Raw genomic sequence first — 13,406 nt, forward strand, 5'->3', positions numbered from 1 at the left:
CGGTGGTGTGGTGGCACGGGCGGCCGCCTGCGCGGCTGCCCGTGCGACGGGACTCAGTGACCACCCGACCTGGGCGTACGGCTGTTCGACCGCGACCGCCGCACCGTGGCCCTTACCCCGTGCGGGCAGAACCTGCTGATCCGCGCTCGTGAGCTGCTCGAACAGGCCGACGAGCTGCGCCGCACCGCCACCGGCCTGGCCGCGTACGAGTCGGTGCGGCTCGGCTACGTCAACTGGCTCCCGCCGGACCTGGCGGCCCGGGTGGCCGGGGTGGCGCAGGTGCACGTCGACACCTGGGTGATGCCGTCACACACGCAGGCCAGGCGGGTCGCCGACGGCAGGCCGTCTGCTGGGTGCAGCACGCGGACCTGGCCGAACTCGCCCTCGACGCCCGATTGCTCGGCGCCGACCGGCTGTACGCGCTGGCCCCCGGCACCGACCTGGCCCCGGTCCGGGCCCGGGACACGCTGGTGCTGGTGGACGCCGACACGGCCAGCTGGTCCTCGTGGAACCGGTTCGCCGACGAGTTCGCCGCCGACACCGGCGCCCGCGTCGTACGCATCGACGACGGCGGCGTGACCGGCCCCGGCTTCTTCGACGACGTACGCCGGCTGGGCCGACCCGTGGTCAACTCGCCCAAGGGCCAGACCACGCCGGTGCCGCCCGACCTGTCGCGGCGCCAGGTGACGGGCCCGGAGCCCTGCTGGACCTGGGCGCTGGTGTCGCGCCGCGACGAGACCCGCATCGCGGTACACGCCGCGATCGAGGCCCTGACCGGCGACATCGGCCCGTTGGGCCTGGACGGCGCGGGCGTCTGGCTCCCTACGGACGACCCGTTCCGGCCAGTCTCGGCGGTGGACCCGGATCGTTCGGGTGCGGCGTCAGGGGCGTGACGGTGTCGCGCCGCCATGCCCGCAACGGCATCGAGGCCAGCGCCGCCTCCAGCAGATCGGCGTCGTCGGCCTGGAAGAGCCCGATCGACCGCCACTCCCCCGGACCCAGCGGCGGCCGCCACAGCCGCAGCAGCTGCCCCTGGGCGGCCAACTCCGCCGCCCGTACAGCCTCCCGCGCCCGCATGTCGGCGATCTCGTCGTCGCTCGTGCCGGGCGGGACCGTGGTCACCATCTCGACGAGGAACTCCACCGCGCCGTCTCACTCCCGGCCGGGCAGCCGCTTGACGATCTCCTGGACCACCCAGGTGTTGCCGTCCGGGTCGTCGAAGGTCAGGTAGCTGCTGTAGTCGGCGCGGGACGGTTCCAGGCCCGGCGTCTTGCCCTCGGGTCCGAAGTGGAACGGTTCGCTGACCGCCACCCCGCGCTTGACCAGGTCCTCACGCGTGGCCACGAGGTCCGAGGTGACCAGGTGCATGTTCTTGAACGAGCCGGGCTCGGCGTAGCTGACGCCCTTGCCGATGTGGATCGAGCACGCCGAGCCGGGCGGGGTCAGCTGGACGATGCGGTAACTGTCGGAGCCGGGGTTGCGGAAGCCGATGGCCTCCCCGTAGCTGGCCGCCGAGTAGTCGATGTCCTCGCGCCAGCCCAGCGTGTCGGCGTAGAAAGCCTTCGCGCGATCCACATCCGATACCGGGATGACCACAGCTTCGAACTTGAGATCCATACCCCTAGCCTTCCTCGGGCCGCCGGACCAGCCGACGTCACACATAGTCACCGTCAGGCTACTATGCGAAGAGGCTACGGCCTGAGTCCTCGCCTGATCAGCGCCGCGTACGCCGGGAGCATGTCGCGCGCGGAAACGCCCTGCTCGCCCGTGATCGCCTCACCCCGCCCGTGCACGCGCTGCGCCAGCGCCAGATACCCGTTGGCGATGGTCGCCGCGGTCAGCTCGACCGGCTCCGGCACCGCCAGGCTGCCGTCGGCGGCGCCCGCCCGCAGAATGCCGACCAGGGGTGCCTGCAGCCGCCGGATCGCCGCGGCGTACGCGTGCGCCTCGGCGCAGTCGTCCAGTGCCCCCAACGCGGTCGCGTCGAACACCCGGGTGAAACCGATCTCCTCGGCCGCCCCGTCGACCAGCGCCTCGACCCGGTCCAGATACCCGGCCAGGCGCTGCGCGCCGTCGCCCGACAGGGCCTGCGCGGCCCGCTCGGCCAGCCCTGCCCAGCGGTCCAGGATCTCGGCCTCGATCGCCAGCGCGATGTGGTCCCGACTCGGGAAGTAGCGGTACACGGTACGCCGGGTCACCGCCGCGTGGTCGGCGATCTGCTCGACCGTCACCGCGTCCACCCCGTGCGCCAGGAACAGCGTCCGCGCGGCGGCGAGCAGGTCGGCCCGGCGACGGGCGCGCAGCCGCACGTTCTCCACCGGAGAACGGACCGCAGCCTCCACCGGGGACCGGACCTCGGCCTCCACCGGGGACCGTGCCTCGGACCGGGCGGCGGTCACGCCGACTCCTGCCAGTGCAGCGCCATGGCCAGACGATAACGTCGCCCCGCCGGGAGCCGCGCGTACTCCCGCAGCGCCAGCTCGCCCGGCTGGTCGCCGCCGACCCCGCGCTGCGCGACGTCCAGCGACAGCGTCGGCGGCCCCGCGACGGGCAGCTCGTCGTCGTGCTCGGCCGCCGCCAGCAGCTCCTGCGGGTACGGGCGCACCGAAGCCTCGAACGGCTCCCCCTCGACCCGGCCGAACCCCACAGCCAGGCCGCCGCCGTGCAGCACCAGCCAGTCCAGATCGGTGCGGTTGCCGTTCTCCTGCGGCCGGGCGTACCCGTGCGGCATCCGCGACACCGGCGCCGACCAGCGGCCCAGCCGGGCGCCGGTGTTGCGGTCGCGATGGTTCTCGTGCGGCCCCCGGCCGTACCAGTCGACGTCCGTGAGTTCGGGCACGAACGTGCCGATCCAGCCCACCCGCACCGGTGCCCGCCGGGGCACCAGATCCAGGGTGAGCAGCAGCTCGTCGCCCCGAGTCGCGACGCTGAGACGGCCCCGGGCACCGGGCACGGCCAGCCGTACGACGACCTCGTGGTCGGTGCCGTCGCCGCGCACCCCGACTCCGCGGCCCCGCACCCGGTCCATGGCCCGTCGCCAGCGCCGGGCCGGAATCAGCGGGGCGAGCGCCGGCTTGAAATTCGCCCAGCCCCGGTCGTTGTCGGTCTCGGCCCGCCACAGGTTGAGCCGCAGCGGCTCGGCCAGCAGCTCCCGGGCGCCCAGACGCAGCCCGGTGATCGTCGCCGCGGCGGTGTCCAGCGTCAGGCTCCGACGGCCGCACGACAGGGTGATCAGCCTGCCCGTCCGGCTGAGCTCCCAGCCGCCCGCGTCCTCGGCCGCCGGCACGAGCGGCAGCGGTGCGGGTGCCGACCCGCCGCCCAGCCGGAACTGCGCCCACGCCTGCTCGAACCCGGGCTCGGCCCACGCGGTCGCGGTCCGGTGCACGAGACTCGCGGTCAGCGTCGTGGCATCGCCGGGCAGGTCGGGCAGCGGCACCGCACGCTGCTCACCCGGGGACGTCCGGACGTCGGCGACCTCGCCGCGCAGCAGCGGCTCGCCGTGGCGGTCGGCCTGCCAGCGCAGCACGAACCCGGACAGGTCGTCGAAGGTGTGGCGGTTGCGCAGCCGCAGTCGGCCGTCGGCGTGCTCGAAGACGACGTGCTGGTAGACCCGCGCCACCTCGGCCAGCGCCGGATGCGGGCCGCGATCGGCGGCGACCAGGCCGTTGGCGCAGAAGTACCGGTCGCTGGGCCGGTCGCCGAAGTCTCCGCCGTAGGCCCGGCGCACCCGGCCGTCGGGCAGGTCCACGTCGATGGTCTGGTCGACCCAGTCCCAGATGAACCCGCCCGCCCAGTTCGGGTACCGGTGGAAGTTCTCGACGTGCTCGGCGAGGTTGCCCAGGCTGTTCTCCATCGAGTGCGCGTACTCGCAGGCCAGGACCGGGCGGGCGGCGTACTGGTCGGCGCGGAAGGACTTGTGGTCGGCGGCGACCACGTTCAGGGCCCGCTGCACCAGGGTGATGCGCAGGTCCCGCCGCTCGCCCAGGACGCGCTCGTCGTCGGGGGTCGGGTACATCACGGACAGCACGTCGCTGTTGCGCAGGTCGGTGTCGCCCTCGTAGTGGACCGGGCGGGTCCGGTCCAGCGCCCGCACGGTCCGCCGGGCCAGGTCGAACGCGGTGCCGTCGCCAGCCTCGTTGCCCAGCGACCACATGACCACGCTGGGGTGCGAGCGGCCGCGCCGCACCATCCGCTCGATCCGGTCGGCGACCGAGGCGTGCCAGCGAGGATCGTCACCGGGCAGGCCCTGGCGGCGCACCCCGTGCGACTCGATCTCGGCCTCGTCCATCACGTACAGGCCGAGCTCGTCGCAGAGCCGGTACACCTCGGTCGGGTTCGGATAGTGCGACATCCGTACGGCGTTGATGTTGGCGCGCTTCATCATGGTGAAGTCCTGGCGGCGCACCTGCGCCGGGACGTCCCAGATCCGGCGGGGATGGAAGTCGTGCCGGTTCACCCCGTGGAAGACCACGGGGCGGCCGTTGACCAGGATTCGGGTGCCGACGATCTCGACGCGGCGGAACCCGACGGCCCGGGTCGCGCGCCAGACGTCGCCGCCGTGGGTGACCTCGACGGTCAGGTCGTACAGGTGCGGCGCCTCGGCGCTCCACGGGGCCGCGTCGACGACCGTGCACCGCAGCAGGGTCCGCGGACCGGCGAGATCGGCCGCGCCCAGCTCGGTCGTGTCGCCGGTGCGGCGGTCGGTCAGCAGGGCCCGGCACCGGCCCGTGCCGCCGGTGACGGTCAGGGCCAGGGTGCCGTCGCCGCCGACAGGGTCGCGGTCGGCTTCGACCGCGACGTCCCAGGGGGCGTACGCGGGTTCGGCCGTGACCGTGACCCCGCGGGTGATCCCGCTGAGCGACCACATGTCCTGGCCCTCCAGGAACGAACCGGTGCAGTACCGGTGCACCAGCACCGCGACCAGGTTGGCGCCGGGGCGCACCAGGTCGCTGACGTCGAACTCCGCCGGGGTCATCGACCCTTCGCCGTAGCCGACGGGTGTCCCGTTGACCCACACGTGCAGCGCCGACTTGACCGCGCCGAAGCGCAGGACAACCCGGCGTCCGGCCCAGTCCGGCGGGGCCTGGAACCAGGTGCGGTGCGCGCCGGTGGGGCTGTCGGCCGGGTCGATCGTGCCCAGGCGGCGTCCGCGTACGCCCAGCGACGGCGGGAACCCGAACCCCAGGTAGTACGGCGTGCCGTAGCCCTGCAGCTCCCACACGCCGGGCACCGCGATCGTGCCCCAGCCGTCGTCGTCGTATCCCGGCGCCTCGAAACCCTCCGGAACTTGATCGCGGCGCGGCGACCAGTGGAAACGCCAGCGGCCGTCGAGGCTGACCGTCCACTGTGCGGCATCGGCCCAGTCGGTCTCGGCGCGCGCGGGCAGCTTGCCTCGCCCGACCGTCGCCGGGTCTTCGACATCGCGGCGCAGCGTGTCCCGCCAGGCGCTCATCCGGCGACGAACCTGGTACGCGCTACTGCGGCGGCGGCAATCGACATGCGCGAGAAAATAACACGGGTGTGTCATTTTCGGCAGACGAGATCACCTGCCCGAGCTCGGACTGCGCACGTTCGAGCTGTCCCGTCCCGCCGTCTCGTGCACTTTCCCGGAAATCGCAGCCGGGATCGCGGGCTACCGTGCCAGCAGGCGGGACACGATCTCGGCGCCGTCGACGACCCGGGGGCCGGGGCGGTTGAAGTAGGCGGGGCCGTCCACCACGTACACCCGACCGGCCTTCACCGCGGCGACGGCCTCCCAACCAGGCGAAGCCACCAGACTCGGCAGCTCGGCTCGGGTCTGCTCGGACGTGAACCCGCAGGGACCGACCAGGATGACGTCCGGATCGAGTGCCACGACCGTCTCCAGCGGGTACGGTGTGCTGTGCTCGCCCGGCGAGGTCAGCAACGAACGGCCACCGCCGTACGCGATCTGCTCCGGGACCCAGTGGCCGCCCGGCATCAGCGGCTCGAGCCACTCGACGAACAGCACCCGCGGCCCGTCCTGGCTCGGCCCCGGCAGCGCCGCCAGCCGCCGACGGGCGTCGGTTACCACCTCGGCCGCCGCCGGCGACGCACCGATCAGCTCGCCGACGGTCGTCACCGCGGTCAGAATCTCCTCGATCGTCCGGGGCTGCAACGACACCACCGTCGTGTCCAACCGCATCACCCGCACCGCCTCGTTGACCGTCTGGTACGAGACGGCGCAGACATCGCACAGGTCCTGGGTAAGGATCAGGTCAGGCCGCAGCGCCTCGATCGCGTCATGGTCGAGGTCGTAGATGCCCGAGCCCTGGTGCGCCCCGGCCACCGCCAGGTTGATCTCGCGACTGGCCAGGCCGTGTGCCAGGCCCGTCCGGGTCACGACCGGAACGTCGTCGAGTTCGCCGGGTGGCCAGTCACACTCGTGGGTACGCCCCACCAACTGGTCCAGGGCACCCAGCGAGGCGACGATGTCGGTGGCCGCGGGCAGCAGCGATACGATCCGCATCCCTGCACTGTCCCAGATCGGATCCCCGTCCCCGCGACGCGGCGGCCACGGCCGCGTCCACCGTCGAGTTCCGGCGTCAGCGGCAGTGGACGCGCCGTGTCGACCAGGCGGCGCAGCCGGGTGTGCTCGGGCGGGTCGGCGTGCACGAGAGGAATGTCGCAAAGCGTGGTCGATCAGTGAGCTGAGCTGTGGAAACGCGATTCCCGGCGTGGCTGCGGGGCGGGTCACCCGGACGTCTGCCCGGGTGATCCGCTCGTATGTGGTCAGTCGGCCAGGCGGACCAGGCAGTACTCGGTGCTCGCCGTGGGCGGGGTGCTGAACCGGGCGTTGACCGCGTACAGGCGGCCGCCGAAGGCGGTGATCGTCGACGGGCAGTCCAGGTCGGCGTCGGTGATCCGGTCCACCAGCGTCGCGCGGGACAGGTCGTGGCTCAGGCGGAACTTCGACACCTTGTTCTTCTTGGTACGCACGACGTAGAGCGTGTTGCCGCGCAGCAGCAGCCCGTCGGCGTCGGCCACAGAGGCGCGGCCGATGTCGATGCGCTTGGCGGCACGGGTCACCGGGTCGAAGGCGTACAGACGGTTGGCGGCGGCCTGCACGATGATCAGGCAGCCGTTCCACGCCGCGACGATGCCCTTGTTGCAGGCACCGGCCTCACCGAGGCCGCCGGGCAGGGCGAGGGTCAGCACACCGTCGTCGCCGGGCAGGCTGCCGTGCCGGCCGAGGCCGACGCAGTAGACCTTGCCGTGGTCGGCGTCGGTGAAGAAGACGTTCGTCGAGGTGGCGGCGACACCGTGGACGTTGCCGCCGAGGTGGTACATCGCCAGGCAGGTGCCGGACTCGTCGTAGACGGCGGTGCCGCCCATCGTGCCGCACGCGGCCCAGATCCGGCATTCGGCGTCGAAGGCCAGACCAGTGGCCTGCCCGCCCGAGGTGCCCGCCACGAGCGGCATGCCGTGGCCGGTCTTCAGGTCGGTGCAGTAGATCGCGCCGTCGCCCATCGAGCCGACGTACGCCTTGCCGCCGGTGCCGTGGGTGATGCCCTCCGGACAGAAGCCGTCGGGCAGGGCGATGGTGGCCGGGAGGTGGGGTTGTCCGGGGCGATGCGCCTGTGCCGCCTCGGCGCCGACGACGGCGCCGACCGGGACGGCCAGCGCCGCGGCCATCAGTGTTCGCCTGTGCACGGTGAACTCCCTCACTTGGGGGTTGGGGGTGTACGTCCACAAGTACCGGTCGGGCGCGTCCGTGTGTTCTCCGACGATGCTCGGCGGCGGCAGCCGCCCGGCCCGTGCTGGCCACCGCGACGCGTCTCGGGCAACACCGCCCGATCGAAGAAGGCCGTCGGGAATGCGGGCCCGGCGCGGCAGAATGCGAAAGCCACCACCACGTCGCTCTCCCGCGCGCCGAGAAAACCCGTTGCGAGTGGCCGGCATCGGATGTCTGGTTGATCGACCACCAGTCACAGAACGGAACATGACGCGCATGTCGCTGCCCACCCCCACGCTGCACACCGCTCGCCTTCGACTGCGCCCGTTCGACGACGCGGATGCGAACGACCTCTTCGCGATGCACAGCAGCGCCTACGTGTTGCGCTACTGGGACGCGCCGCCGTGGAGCGAACGCGTGCGCGCCGAACGGTTCATCGCGGCTTGCCGGCAGCTGGCAGAGGGGGGCACCGGGGCGCGGCTGGCCGTGGATCGTGTCTCCGACGGGACCTTCCTCGGCTGGTGCAGCCTGAGCCGGTGGAATCCGGACTACCGCAGTGCATCACTGGGCTACTGCTTCAACGAGGCAGCGTGGGGCCACGGCTACGCGACGGAGGCCGCGCGCGTGCTGCTGCGGTGGGCATACGACACGCTGGACCTGAATCGCGTGCAGGCTGAGACCGACACACGCAACGTGGCATCTGCCCGCGTGCTGGAGAAGCTCGGGTTCGTGCGAGAAGGGACGTTGCGGGAAGACTGCGTCGTCAACGGCGAGGTCTCCGACTCGTGGGTCTACGGGCTGATCAGGCGGGAGTGGCGGCCGTCGTCCGAGCCGGTTCCAGCCCGCTGAGAGGCCCTACCCCCGTGCTGCGATTCGGCCGGGCACGCCACGCGAGTGCAACAAGATTCGTCACGTGCCGAAAGTCGCACGCGTGACTGGTCAGATCTCGTCAGCCGCGTAGTCGCCGTGGGTGATCCGCAGGTAGTAGCCGTCGGGGTCGACGACCCGGAAGTCGGACAGTCCCCAGGGTCGCGACTGCAGCGGCTCGACGATCGTCCACTCGCCTCGGCAGCGATCGTAGGCCCGGGCGAGCTGGTCGGTGTCGTCGAGTTCGAAGACGATCTCGACGCCGGCGCCTTTGTCCACGGCGAGACGGGCCTGGCTGAAGCCGGGTCCGTTGTCGTCGGCGGGCAGGTCGTGGCTGCGGCCCAGGCCGAGGACGGCCGCGCCGCGGCGGAGGCTGGCGTAGCCGCGTTCGCGGCGCAGCACGGTGAAGCCGAGCACATCGGCGTAGAACGCGACGCTGGTGTCCAGGTCGTCGACGAACAGTTCCATGCGCAGTCGCATGCCGGTTTCTCCCCATATCCGTCGAACGAATCCGCAGGTCAAGAACGTGCACTTCGGCGGACCGGAAGGGATTTGAACCCTCGGTGGGGACTGGCACGCCAGCTGCCCCCACGCGTACCCGAGTCGCCGCGCGTGCGCGGCCACCGGCTCGGAACGCCGCGATAACCCGACTCTGCCACCGGTCCGGGTCGAGGATGCCAGCGCCACCGGTACGCCGCAACGGAAATGGGCGGGGGCGGAAGTCGAAGGACGTTCATGCCAACTTCATAACAAGATCGCACCGGGGACCCTTATATGCGGGATCGTCTATCAGTTGCGTCGTCGTGCCCCCTGCCGGCCACCCTCACCGGCCGCGGCGGCGGACAGTCAGGAGTCCCCCGTGATCCGCACCCTCAGAGCGGCTGTGGCCGTCGCGGCGACCGTCATCGCCGTCGTGGTCGTCTCCCCGGCGAGCCCGGCGCACGCCACCCCGCCCAACATCCCGTCGTACAGCACGGCGGTGAGCCGCCTGGCCACCCTCACCGTCGCCGCGGAGTCGCACGGCTCGACCTACAACCGCGACCTGTTCCCGCACTGGATCACCATCAGCGGAACGTGCAACACCCGCGAGCAGGTCCTCAAGCGCGACGGCTCCGGTGTCGTCGTCGACAGCAGCTGCGCCCCGACCTCGGGTTCCTGGTACAGCCCGTATGACGGCGCGACCTGGACCAACGCCGCCGACATCGACATCGACCACATGGTGCCGCTGGCCGAGGCGTGGGCGTCGGGCGCCTGGGCGTGGACGACCGCGAAGCGCCAGACCTACGCCAACGACCTGGGCGGTCCGGAGCTGTGGGCGGTCACCGACAACGTGAACCAGTCCAAGGGCGACAAGGACCCGGCCGAGTGGCAGCCGTCGCTGGCGTCGTTCCGCTGCACCTACGCCCGCGCCTGGATCCAGGTGAAGTACTACTACAACCTCACCGTCGACAGCGCGGAGAAGTCGGCCCTCAACGGCATGCTCGCCACCTGCTGACCATGCCGCACACCCGGCCCGGACGCACCCCGCCCCGGGCCGGGTTTCACGCGCTGGTGTCGACCACGCAGAACAGATTGCCCTCGGTGTCGGCGAGCACGACGAAGTCCGCGTCGTCGGGATAGTCCCAGTCGACCTTCGTGGCGCCGAGTCCGACCAGCCGCTCGACCTCGGCCTGCTGCTCCTGTGCCGAGGGGACCCAGAGGTCCAGGTGGGTGCGGTCGTCTTCGTCGAGATGCAGCCGGGGCCCGTGGCCGTCGGGTGGAACGAGGAACGCGGGATTGTCCGGCGCCGCCTGGTAGCCCAGCGCCTCGGTCCAGAACGCGGCCGCCCTCGGGATGTCGCCGACGTGCAGGACGACCGATCGAATACGAGCCATGAGCTCAGCATTCCATGAGGCCCGGATGATCGCGCGCGATGCCCGGCACGCGTCGCGGTGGTCGGAGAGGTCGGTATCGCCTTCCATGAGGCCGCGGTGGAGACCGAGTGCCACCGGCTGCGCCTGATCTTCGCCGACCTCGTCGTCGCGCCGGTCGCCACCGGTCTCAGCCCGTTCGTGGTGACGGACTGAGACCGGGGACGTCGGGTCAGACAGAGCTGCCACGTAGGCGGCGGCGCCTGCGCCGACGCCGGATCAGCAGGACCAGCCCGAGCCCGGCGAGCACCACGACAGCGGCCGCCCAGCGGAAACCCGCAGGCCACGGGCCGCGGTCGGGCCAGCCTGCGGCGCGGACCTTGATGCCGTCGAGCAGTTGGGACGCGACCATCGCGTCGTACGGCACGCACCGCTGGGTCCCGTACTCGCAGCGGTGGCCGCTGTCGAAGTGGCTCACCGCGCGCGCCGCGCCGCCGCCGACCGGAGTCGCCCACAGCGCCCCGGTGTCGGCGCCGTAGTCCCAGGACAGGCTGAGGATCTCGGTGTCGGACAGCCAGCCGAGGAACGTCTCCACGTTTTCCGGCTTGGCGATCATCTGGTCGGGCCGGTCCAGGCGCACGACGCCGAACGGGGAAGGCGCCGACGGGTCGGGCGTGAACGCCTGGTCGGTGCCGGGCCCGGTGCTCCAGCCGTCGCGCCGCCACCAGGTGAGTGCCAGCATGGTGCCGTCGGGTGACCAGGCATTGTGCTGGGTGAGGCCGTATCCCTGCGGCACCCGCACCTGCTCGATCCGGTGCCCGTCCAGGCCCACCAGCCACGTCTCCAGCCGCGACTGCACCGCGAGCCGGCCGCCGTCCGGGGCGAAGGCCACGGCCGCGGCCGGGCTTACGTCAGCGACGGTGGACTGCCCGGTACGCAGGTTCAGCAGCACGAGCGTGCCGTGCTCGGAGCCGTAGAAGGTGATGGCGTTGCCCACGCTCTGGGCGAGATCCTGGTCCAGCTGCGGGGTGTCGACGATGCCGTAGGCGAGGGTCTGCCCGTCCGGCGACAGCGCGAGTGGGAAGACACCACCGGTGCGGCCCAGCGGCACCGAGGCGACCCTGCCGGTGCTCAGGTCGACTACACGCACCGACGACGACTTACGGCTCGCGTCGGCCAGCACGACGGTGCGCCCGTCGGGTGCCAGCAGCCACGACCCGGAGGTGTCCGGTGCGGCATCGAGCTGCCGGTAGACGTCGCCGTCGGCGCCGAGCACCAGCGTCTGGTAGGTGTGGAACAGCTCGCCGTTGCCGTAGCCGTACAGCATCAGCGCCCGTCCGGGCGGTGAGTCGCTGACCCTGCCGGTCAGTGGTGAGTAGCCCGCGATCTGATCAGGCAGGCCGGGCGTGCCCGACGCGGGCTGCACGGCACCGCCGGTCAGCCCCGGTCCCAGCACGGTGGCGGCGCCGCCGAGCAGGATGGTGGCGATCGCCGCGAGCGCGGCGGTGATCCGGCGGCGGCGCCGGTCGCGGCGGGCGGCGCCGAGCACCTGCTCCAGGTGACCGGGCGGCAGTGGCGGCTCATCGGCGGCCGGGGTGGCGGCGAACAGGTCCGTGATCTGCTGGTCGTTCACTTGCCGCCTCCCACGTAGTCGGGCATGAGCCGCCGCAGCGCGGCGATGGCGTACGCGGACTGGCTCTTGACGGTGCCGGTCGAGCAGCCCAGCGCGTTGGCGGTCTCCGCCACGTCCAGGCCCTCCCAGTAGCGCAGCACCAGCACGGCCCGCTGGCCGGGGGCGAGCCGGGCCAGCGCCGCCATCAGGTCGAGGCGGCCGTCGATGCCGTCGGGCGGGGCCGGCTGCTCGGGTGGTTCGGCGTACGCGCGGACCACCCGCGACCACCAGGACCGGCGCTGCTCCAGGTAGACGTTGACCAGCATCCGGCGCACGTACGCGTCGGGCGAGTCGGCTGCCGACACCCGTTCCCAGTGCCGGTAGAGGCGCACCAGCGCGGTCTGCAGCAGGTCGTGCGCCTCGTCCCAGCTGCCGCACAGCCGGTAGGCGGTGCGCCGCAACTCCAGGGCGCGGCCCTGCGCGTACTCGGTGAAGGCCTGTTCGTGCTCTGCCCGCATACGACTCCTCTACTCACTCCACCCTTCGATCGGGGCACCCCGGCATCCGGTTGTGCCGCGGGACGGGATTTCTACGCGGTGCGCGGGCGGCGGTGGTAGGTCGGCTCGCCCTTCTCGCCGCGGTAGATGCCGTGGCGCAGCTCGGACTCGTACCCGCCGTACTCGGGCATGCCCAGGTCGCGGGCGGCGGCGAGTTCGGCCTCGACGTCGTATGGCACCCGCACGAACTGGATCGAGAACGGCGCCTCGGCCGCGGAGCCGTAGACTCCTTCGAGGATCACGTACACCGGCGTCGGGTCGTCCATGCTGTTGCCGACGCTGCCGGTGTTGAAGACGGTGCGCCGCCACCGGTCGACCTCGTAGTACGGATCGTGTGTGTCGCCGTAGCCGACCACGGTCGGTACGGGCCCGTCGCCGGTGGCGGGGGTGTTCTCGAACAGGGACAGGAACTCCTGCTCGTCGTGGTCGAAGCGGATCCGCTTGTGCACCGAGGTGGACGAGGCGTGGAACAGCCGCACCCGCCGCCCGCTGATCACGAAGTCGTGACTGAACGGCAGCGCCCGCAGCCACTCGCCCTGGCCGGGCGACAGTTGCCCCAGCCACCAGGCCAGCGCCGGGGAGTCGAAGGTGCGGCTCGGGTCGGGCAGGAAGTCGTCCCAGTTGCCGAGGATGTTGACCTCGCAGCGCTCGCGACAGAGGTCCACCACCTCGCGGCCGCGTGGTCCCTTGCCGACGTAGTCGCCGAGGTTGAAGATCCGGGTGATGCCGCGGGCGTCGATGTCGTCGAGCACGGCTTCCAGGGCGGTCAGGTTGCCGTGCACGTCGGAGATCAGGGCGATGCGGTCGAGAGGTCTGCGCACCGGGCA

General features: G+C 71.9%; 15 protein-coding genes and 1 pseudogene. 4 read left to right on the plus strand and 12 right to left on the minus strand.

All coding sequences use genetic code 11. The annotated features are described in order from the left end of the window. Window positions 1-353: 353 nt before the first annotated feature. The gene (locus KUA19_RS26110) at window positions 354-893 is read left to right on the plus strand and encodes a hypothetical protein (RefSeq protein WP_217400003.1); all 540 of its coding nucleotides are present in this window, start codon (window positions 354-356) and stop codon (window positions 891-893) included. On the opposite strand, the gene KUA19_RS26115 is transcribed toward KUA19_RS26110, so the two are convergent. The 6 genes from KUA19_RS26115 to KUA19_RS26140 form a co-directional block, all read right to left on the minus strand. Beyond that, window positions 823-1,143 carry a muconolactone Delta-isomerase family protein gene (locus tag KUA19_RS26115; protein WP_217400005.1) on the minus strand — a complete coding sequence of 107 codons (321 nt, stop codon included), beginning with the start codon at window positions 1,141-1,143 and terminating at the stop codon, window positions 823-825. The two genes, KUA19_RS26110 and KUA19_RS26115, sit on opposite strands and share 71 nt — an antisense overlap. A gap of 9 nt (window positions 1,144-1,152) precedes the next feature. Then, window positions 1,153-1,617: a VOC family protein gene (locus KUA19_RS26120; protein WP_217400007.1), complete on the minus strand. Its 465-nt coding sequence runs from the start codon at window positions 1,615-1,617 to the stop codon at window positions 1,153-1,155. Between the two features lie 74 nt (window positions 1,618-1,691). Further along, window positions 1,692-2,399, minus strand: coding sequence for a TetR/AcrR family transcriptional regulator (locus tag KUA19_RS26125; protein WP_217400009.1), 708 nt, complete (start codon window positions 2,397-2,399; stop codon window positions 1,692-1,694). Continuing rightward, window positions 2,396-5,452 (minus strand): glycoside hydrolase family 2 TIM barrel-domain containing protein, encoded by a 3,057-nt coding sequence (locus KUA19_RS26130; RefSeq protein ID WP_217400012.1) that lies wholly within the window; start codon window positions 5,450-5,452, stop codon window positions 2,396-2,398. Before KUA19_RS26130 ends, KUA19_RS26125 begins: the two co-directional genes overlap by 4 nt. A 180-nt stretch (window positions 5,453-5,632) precedes the next feature. Next, window positions 5,633-6,487, minus strand: coding sequence for a cobalamin-binding protein (locus KUA19_RS26135; protein WP_217400014.1), 855 nt, complete (start codon window positions 6,485-6,487; stop codon window positions 5,633-5,635). 263 nt (window positions 6,488-6,750) lie between these two features. Further along, on the minus strand, window positions 6,751-7,671 hold the full coding sequence (locus KUA19_RS26140; protein WP_217400016.1) for an NHL repeat-containing protein: 921 nt from the start codon (window positions 7,669-7,671) through the stop codon (window positions 6,751-6,753). A gap of 298 nt (window positions 7,672-7,969) precedes the next feature. Here KUA19_RS26140 and KUA19_RS26145 point away from each other — a divergent pair, with 298 nt between their 5' ends. After that, entirely contained in the window at window positions 7,970-8,542 is a 573-nt protein-coding gene (locus tag KUA19_RS26145; protein WP_217400019.1) for a GNAT family N-acetyltransferase, read from the plus strand. Window positions 8,543-8,632: 90 nt separating this feature from the next. Here KUA19_RS26145 and KUA19_RS26150 read toward each other — a convergent pair whose 3' ends face one another. Then, window positions 8,633-9,040: a VOC family protein gene (locus tag KUA19_RS26150; RefSeq protein WP_217400022.1), complete on the minus strand. Its 408-nt coding sequence runs from the start codon at window positions 9,038-9,040 to the stop codon at window positions 8,633-8,635. A 57-nt stretch (window positions 9,041-9,097) separates the two neighbouring features. Then, window positions 9,098-9,225, minus strand: a pseudogene (locus KUA19_RS26155). 194 nt (window positions 9,226-9,419) lie between these two features. On the opposite strand from KUA19_RS26155, the gene KUA19_RS26160 reads away from it, so the two are divergent. Further along, window positions 9,420-10,055 carry an HNH endonuclease family protein gene (locus KUA19_RS26160; RefSeq protein WP_217400025.1) on the plus strand — a complete coding sequence of 212 codons (636 nt, stop codon included), beginning with the start codon at window positions 9,420-9,422 and terminating at the stop codon, window positions 10,053-10,055. Between the two features lie 46 nt (window positions 10,056-10,101). Here KUA19_RS26160 and KUA19_RS26165 read toward each other — a convergent pair whose 3' ends face one another. Beyond that, window positions 10,102-10,434: a VOC family protein gene (locus KUA19_RS26165; protein ID WP_217400028.1), complete on the minus strand. Its 333-nt coding sequence runs from the start codon at window positions 10,432-10,434 to the stop codon at window positions 10,102-10,104. A gap of 57 nt (window positions 10,435-10,491) precedes the next feature. Between KUA19_RS26165 and KUA19_RS45245 the strand changes: the two genes are divergently transcribed. Then, window positions 10,492-10,626 carry a YxiG-like protein gene (locus KUA19_RS45245; protein WP_443623183.1) on the plus strand — a complete coding sequence of 45 codons (135 nt, stop codon included), beginning with the start codon at window positions 10,492-10,494 and terminating at the stop codon, window positions 10,624-10,626. Between the two features lie 16 nt (window positions 10,627-10,642). On the opposite strand, the gene KUA19_RS26170 is transcribed toward KUA19_RS45245, so the two are convergent. The 3 genes from KUA19_RS26170 to KUA19_RS26180 form a co-directional block, all read right to left on the minus strand. Continuing rightward, window positions 10,643-12,043 (minus strand): WD40 repeat domain-containing protein, encoded by a 1,401-nt coding sequence (locus KUA19_RS26170; protein WP_217400031.1) that lies wholly within the window; start codon window positions 12,041-12,043, stop codon window positions 10,643-10,645. Continuing rightward, a complete protein-coding gene (locus tag KUA19_RS26175; RefSeq protein ID WP_217400032.1) occupies window positions 12,040-12,540 on the minus strand; it encodes a SigE family RNA polymerase sigma factor in 501 nt (166 codons plus the stop codon). Before KUA19_RS26175 ends, KUA19_RS26170 begins: the two co-directional genes overlap by 4 nt. A 71-nt stretch (window positions 12,541-12,611) precedes the next feature. Then, complete coding sequence (locus tag KUA19_RS26180; protein WP_217400033.1) at window positions 12,612-13,400, minus strand: metallophosphoesterase family protein; 789 nt, start codon at window positions 13,398-13,400, stop codon at window positions 12,612-12,614. Window positions 13,401-13,406: the final 6 nt, after the last annotated feature.

Source organism: Catellatospora tritici (assembly GCF_019083965.1).
Classification (GTDB): Bacteria; Actinomycetota; Actinomycetes; order Mycobacteriales; family Micromonosporaceae; genus Catellatospora; species Catellatospora tritici.

What these genes read in the sequence shown, in the direction of transcription:
- KUA19_RS26120 (WP_217400007.1), bottom strand. Translation starts at nt 1,617, where the DNA reads ATGGATCTCAAGTTCGAAGCTGTGGTCATCCCGGTATCGGATGTGGAT.
- KUA19_RS26130 (WP_217400012.1), bottom strand. Translation starts at nt 5,452, where the DNA reads ATGAGCGCCTGGCGGGACACGCTGCGCCGCGATGTCGAAGACCCGGCG.
- KUA19_RS26135 (WP_217400014.1), bottom strand. Translation starts at nt 6,487, where the DNA reads ATGCGGATCGTATCGCTGCTGCCCGCGGCCACCGACATCGTCGCCTCG.
- KUA19_RS26145 (WP_217400019.1), top strand. Translation starts at nt 7,970, where the DNA reads ATGTCGCTGCCCACCCCCACGCTGCACACCGCTCGCCTTCGACTGCGC.
- KUA19_RS26150 (WP_217400022.1), bottom strand. Translation starts at nt 9,040, where the DNA reads ATGCGACTGCGCATGGAACTGTTCGTCGACGACCTGGACACCAGCGTC.
- KUA19_RS26165 (WP_217400028.1), bottom strand. Translation starts at nt 10,434, where the DNA reads ATGGCTCGTATTCGATCGGTCGTCCTGCACGTCGGCGACATCCCGAGG.
- KUA19_RS26175 (WP_217400032.1), bottom strand. Translation starts at nt 12,540, where the DNA reads ATGCGGGCAGAGCACGAACAGGCCTTCACCGAGTACGCGCAGGGCCGC.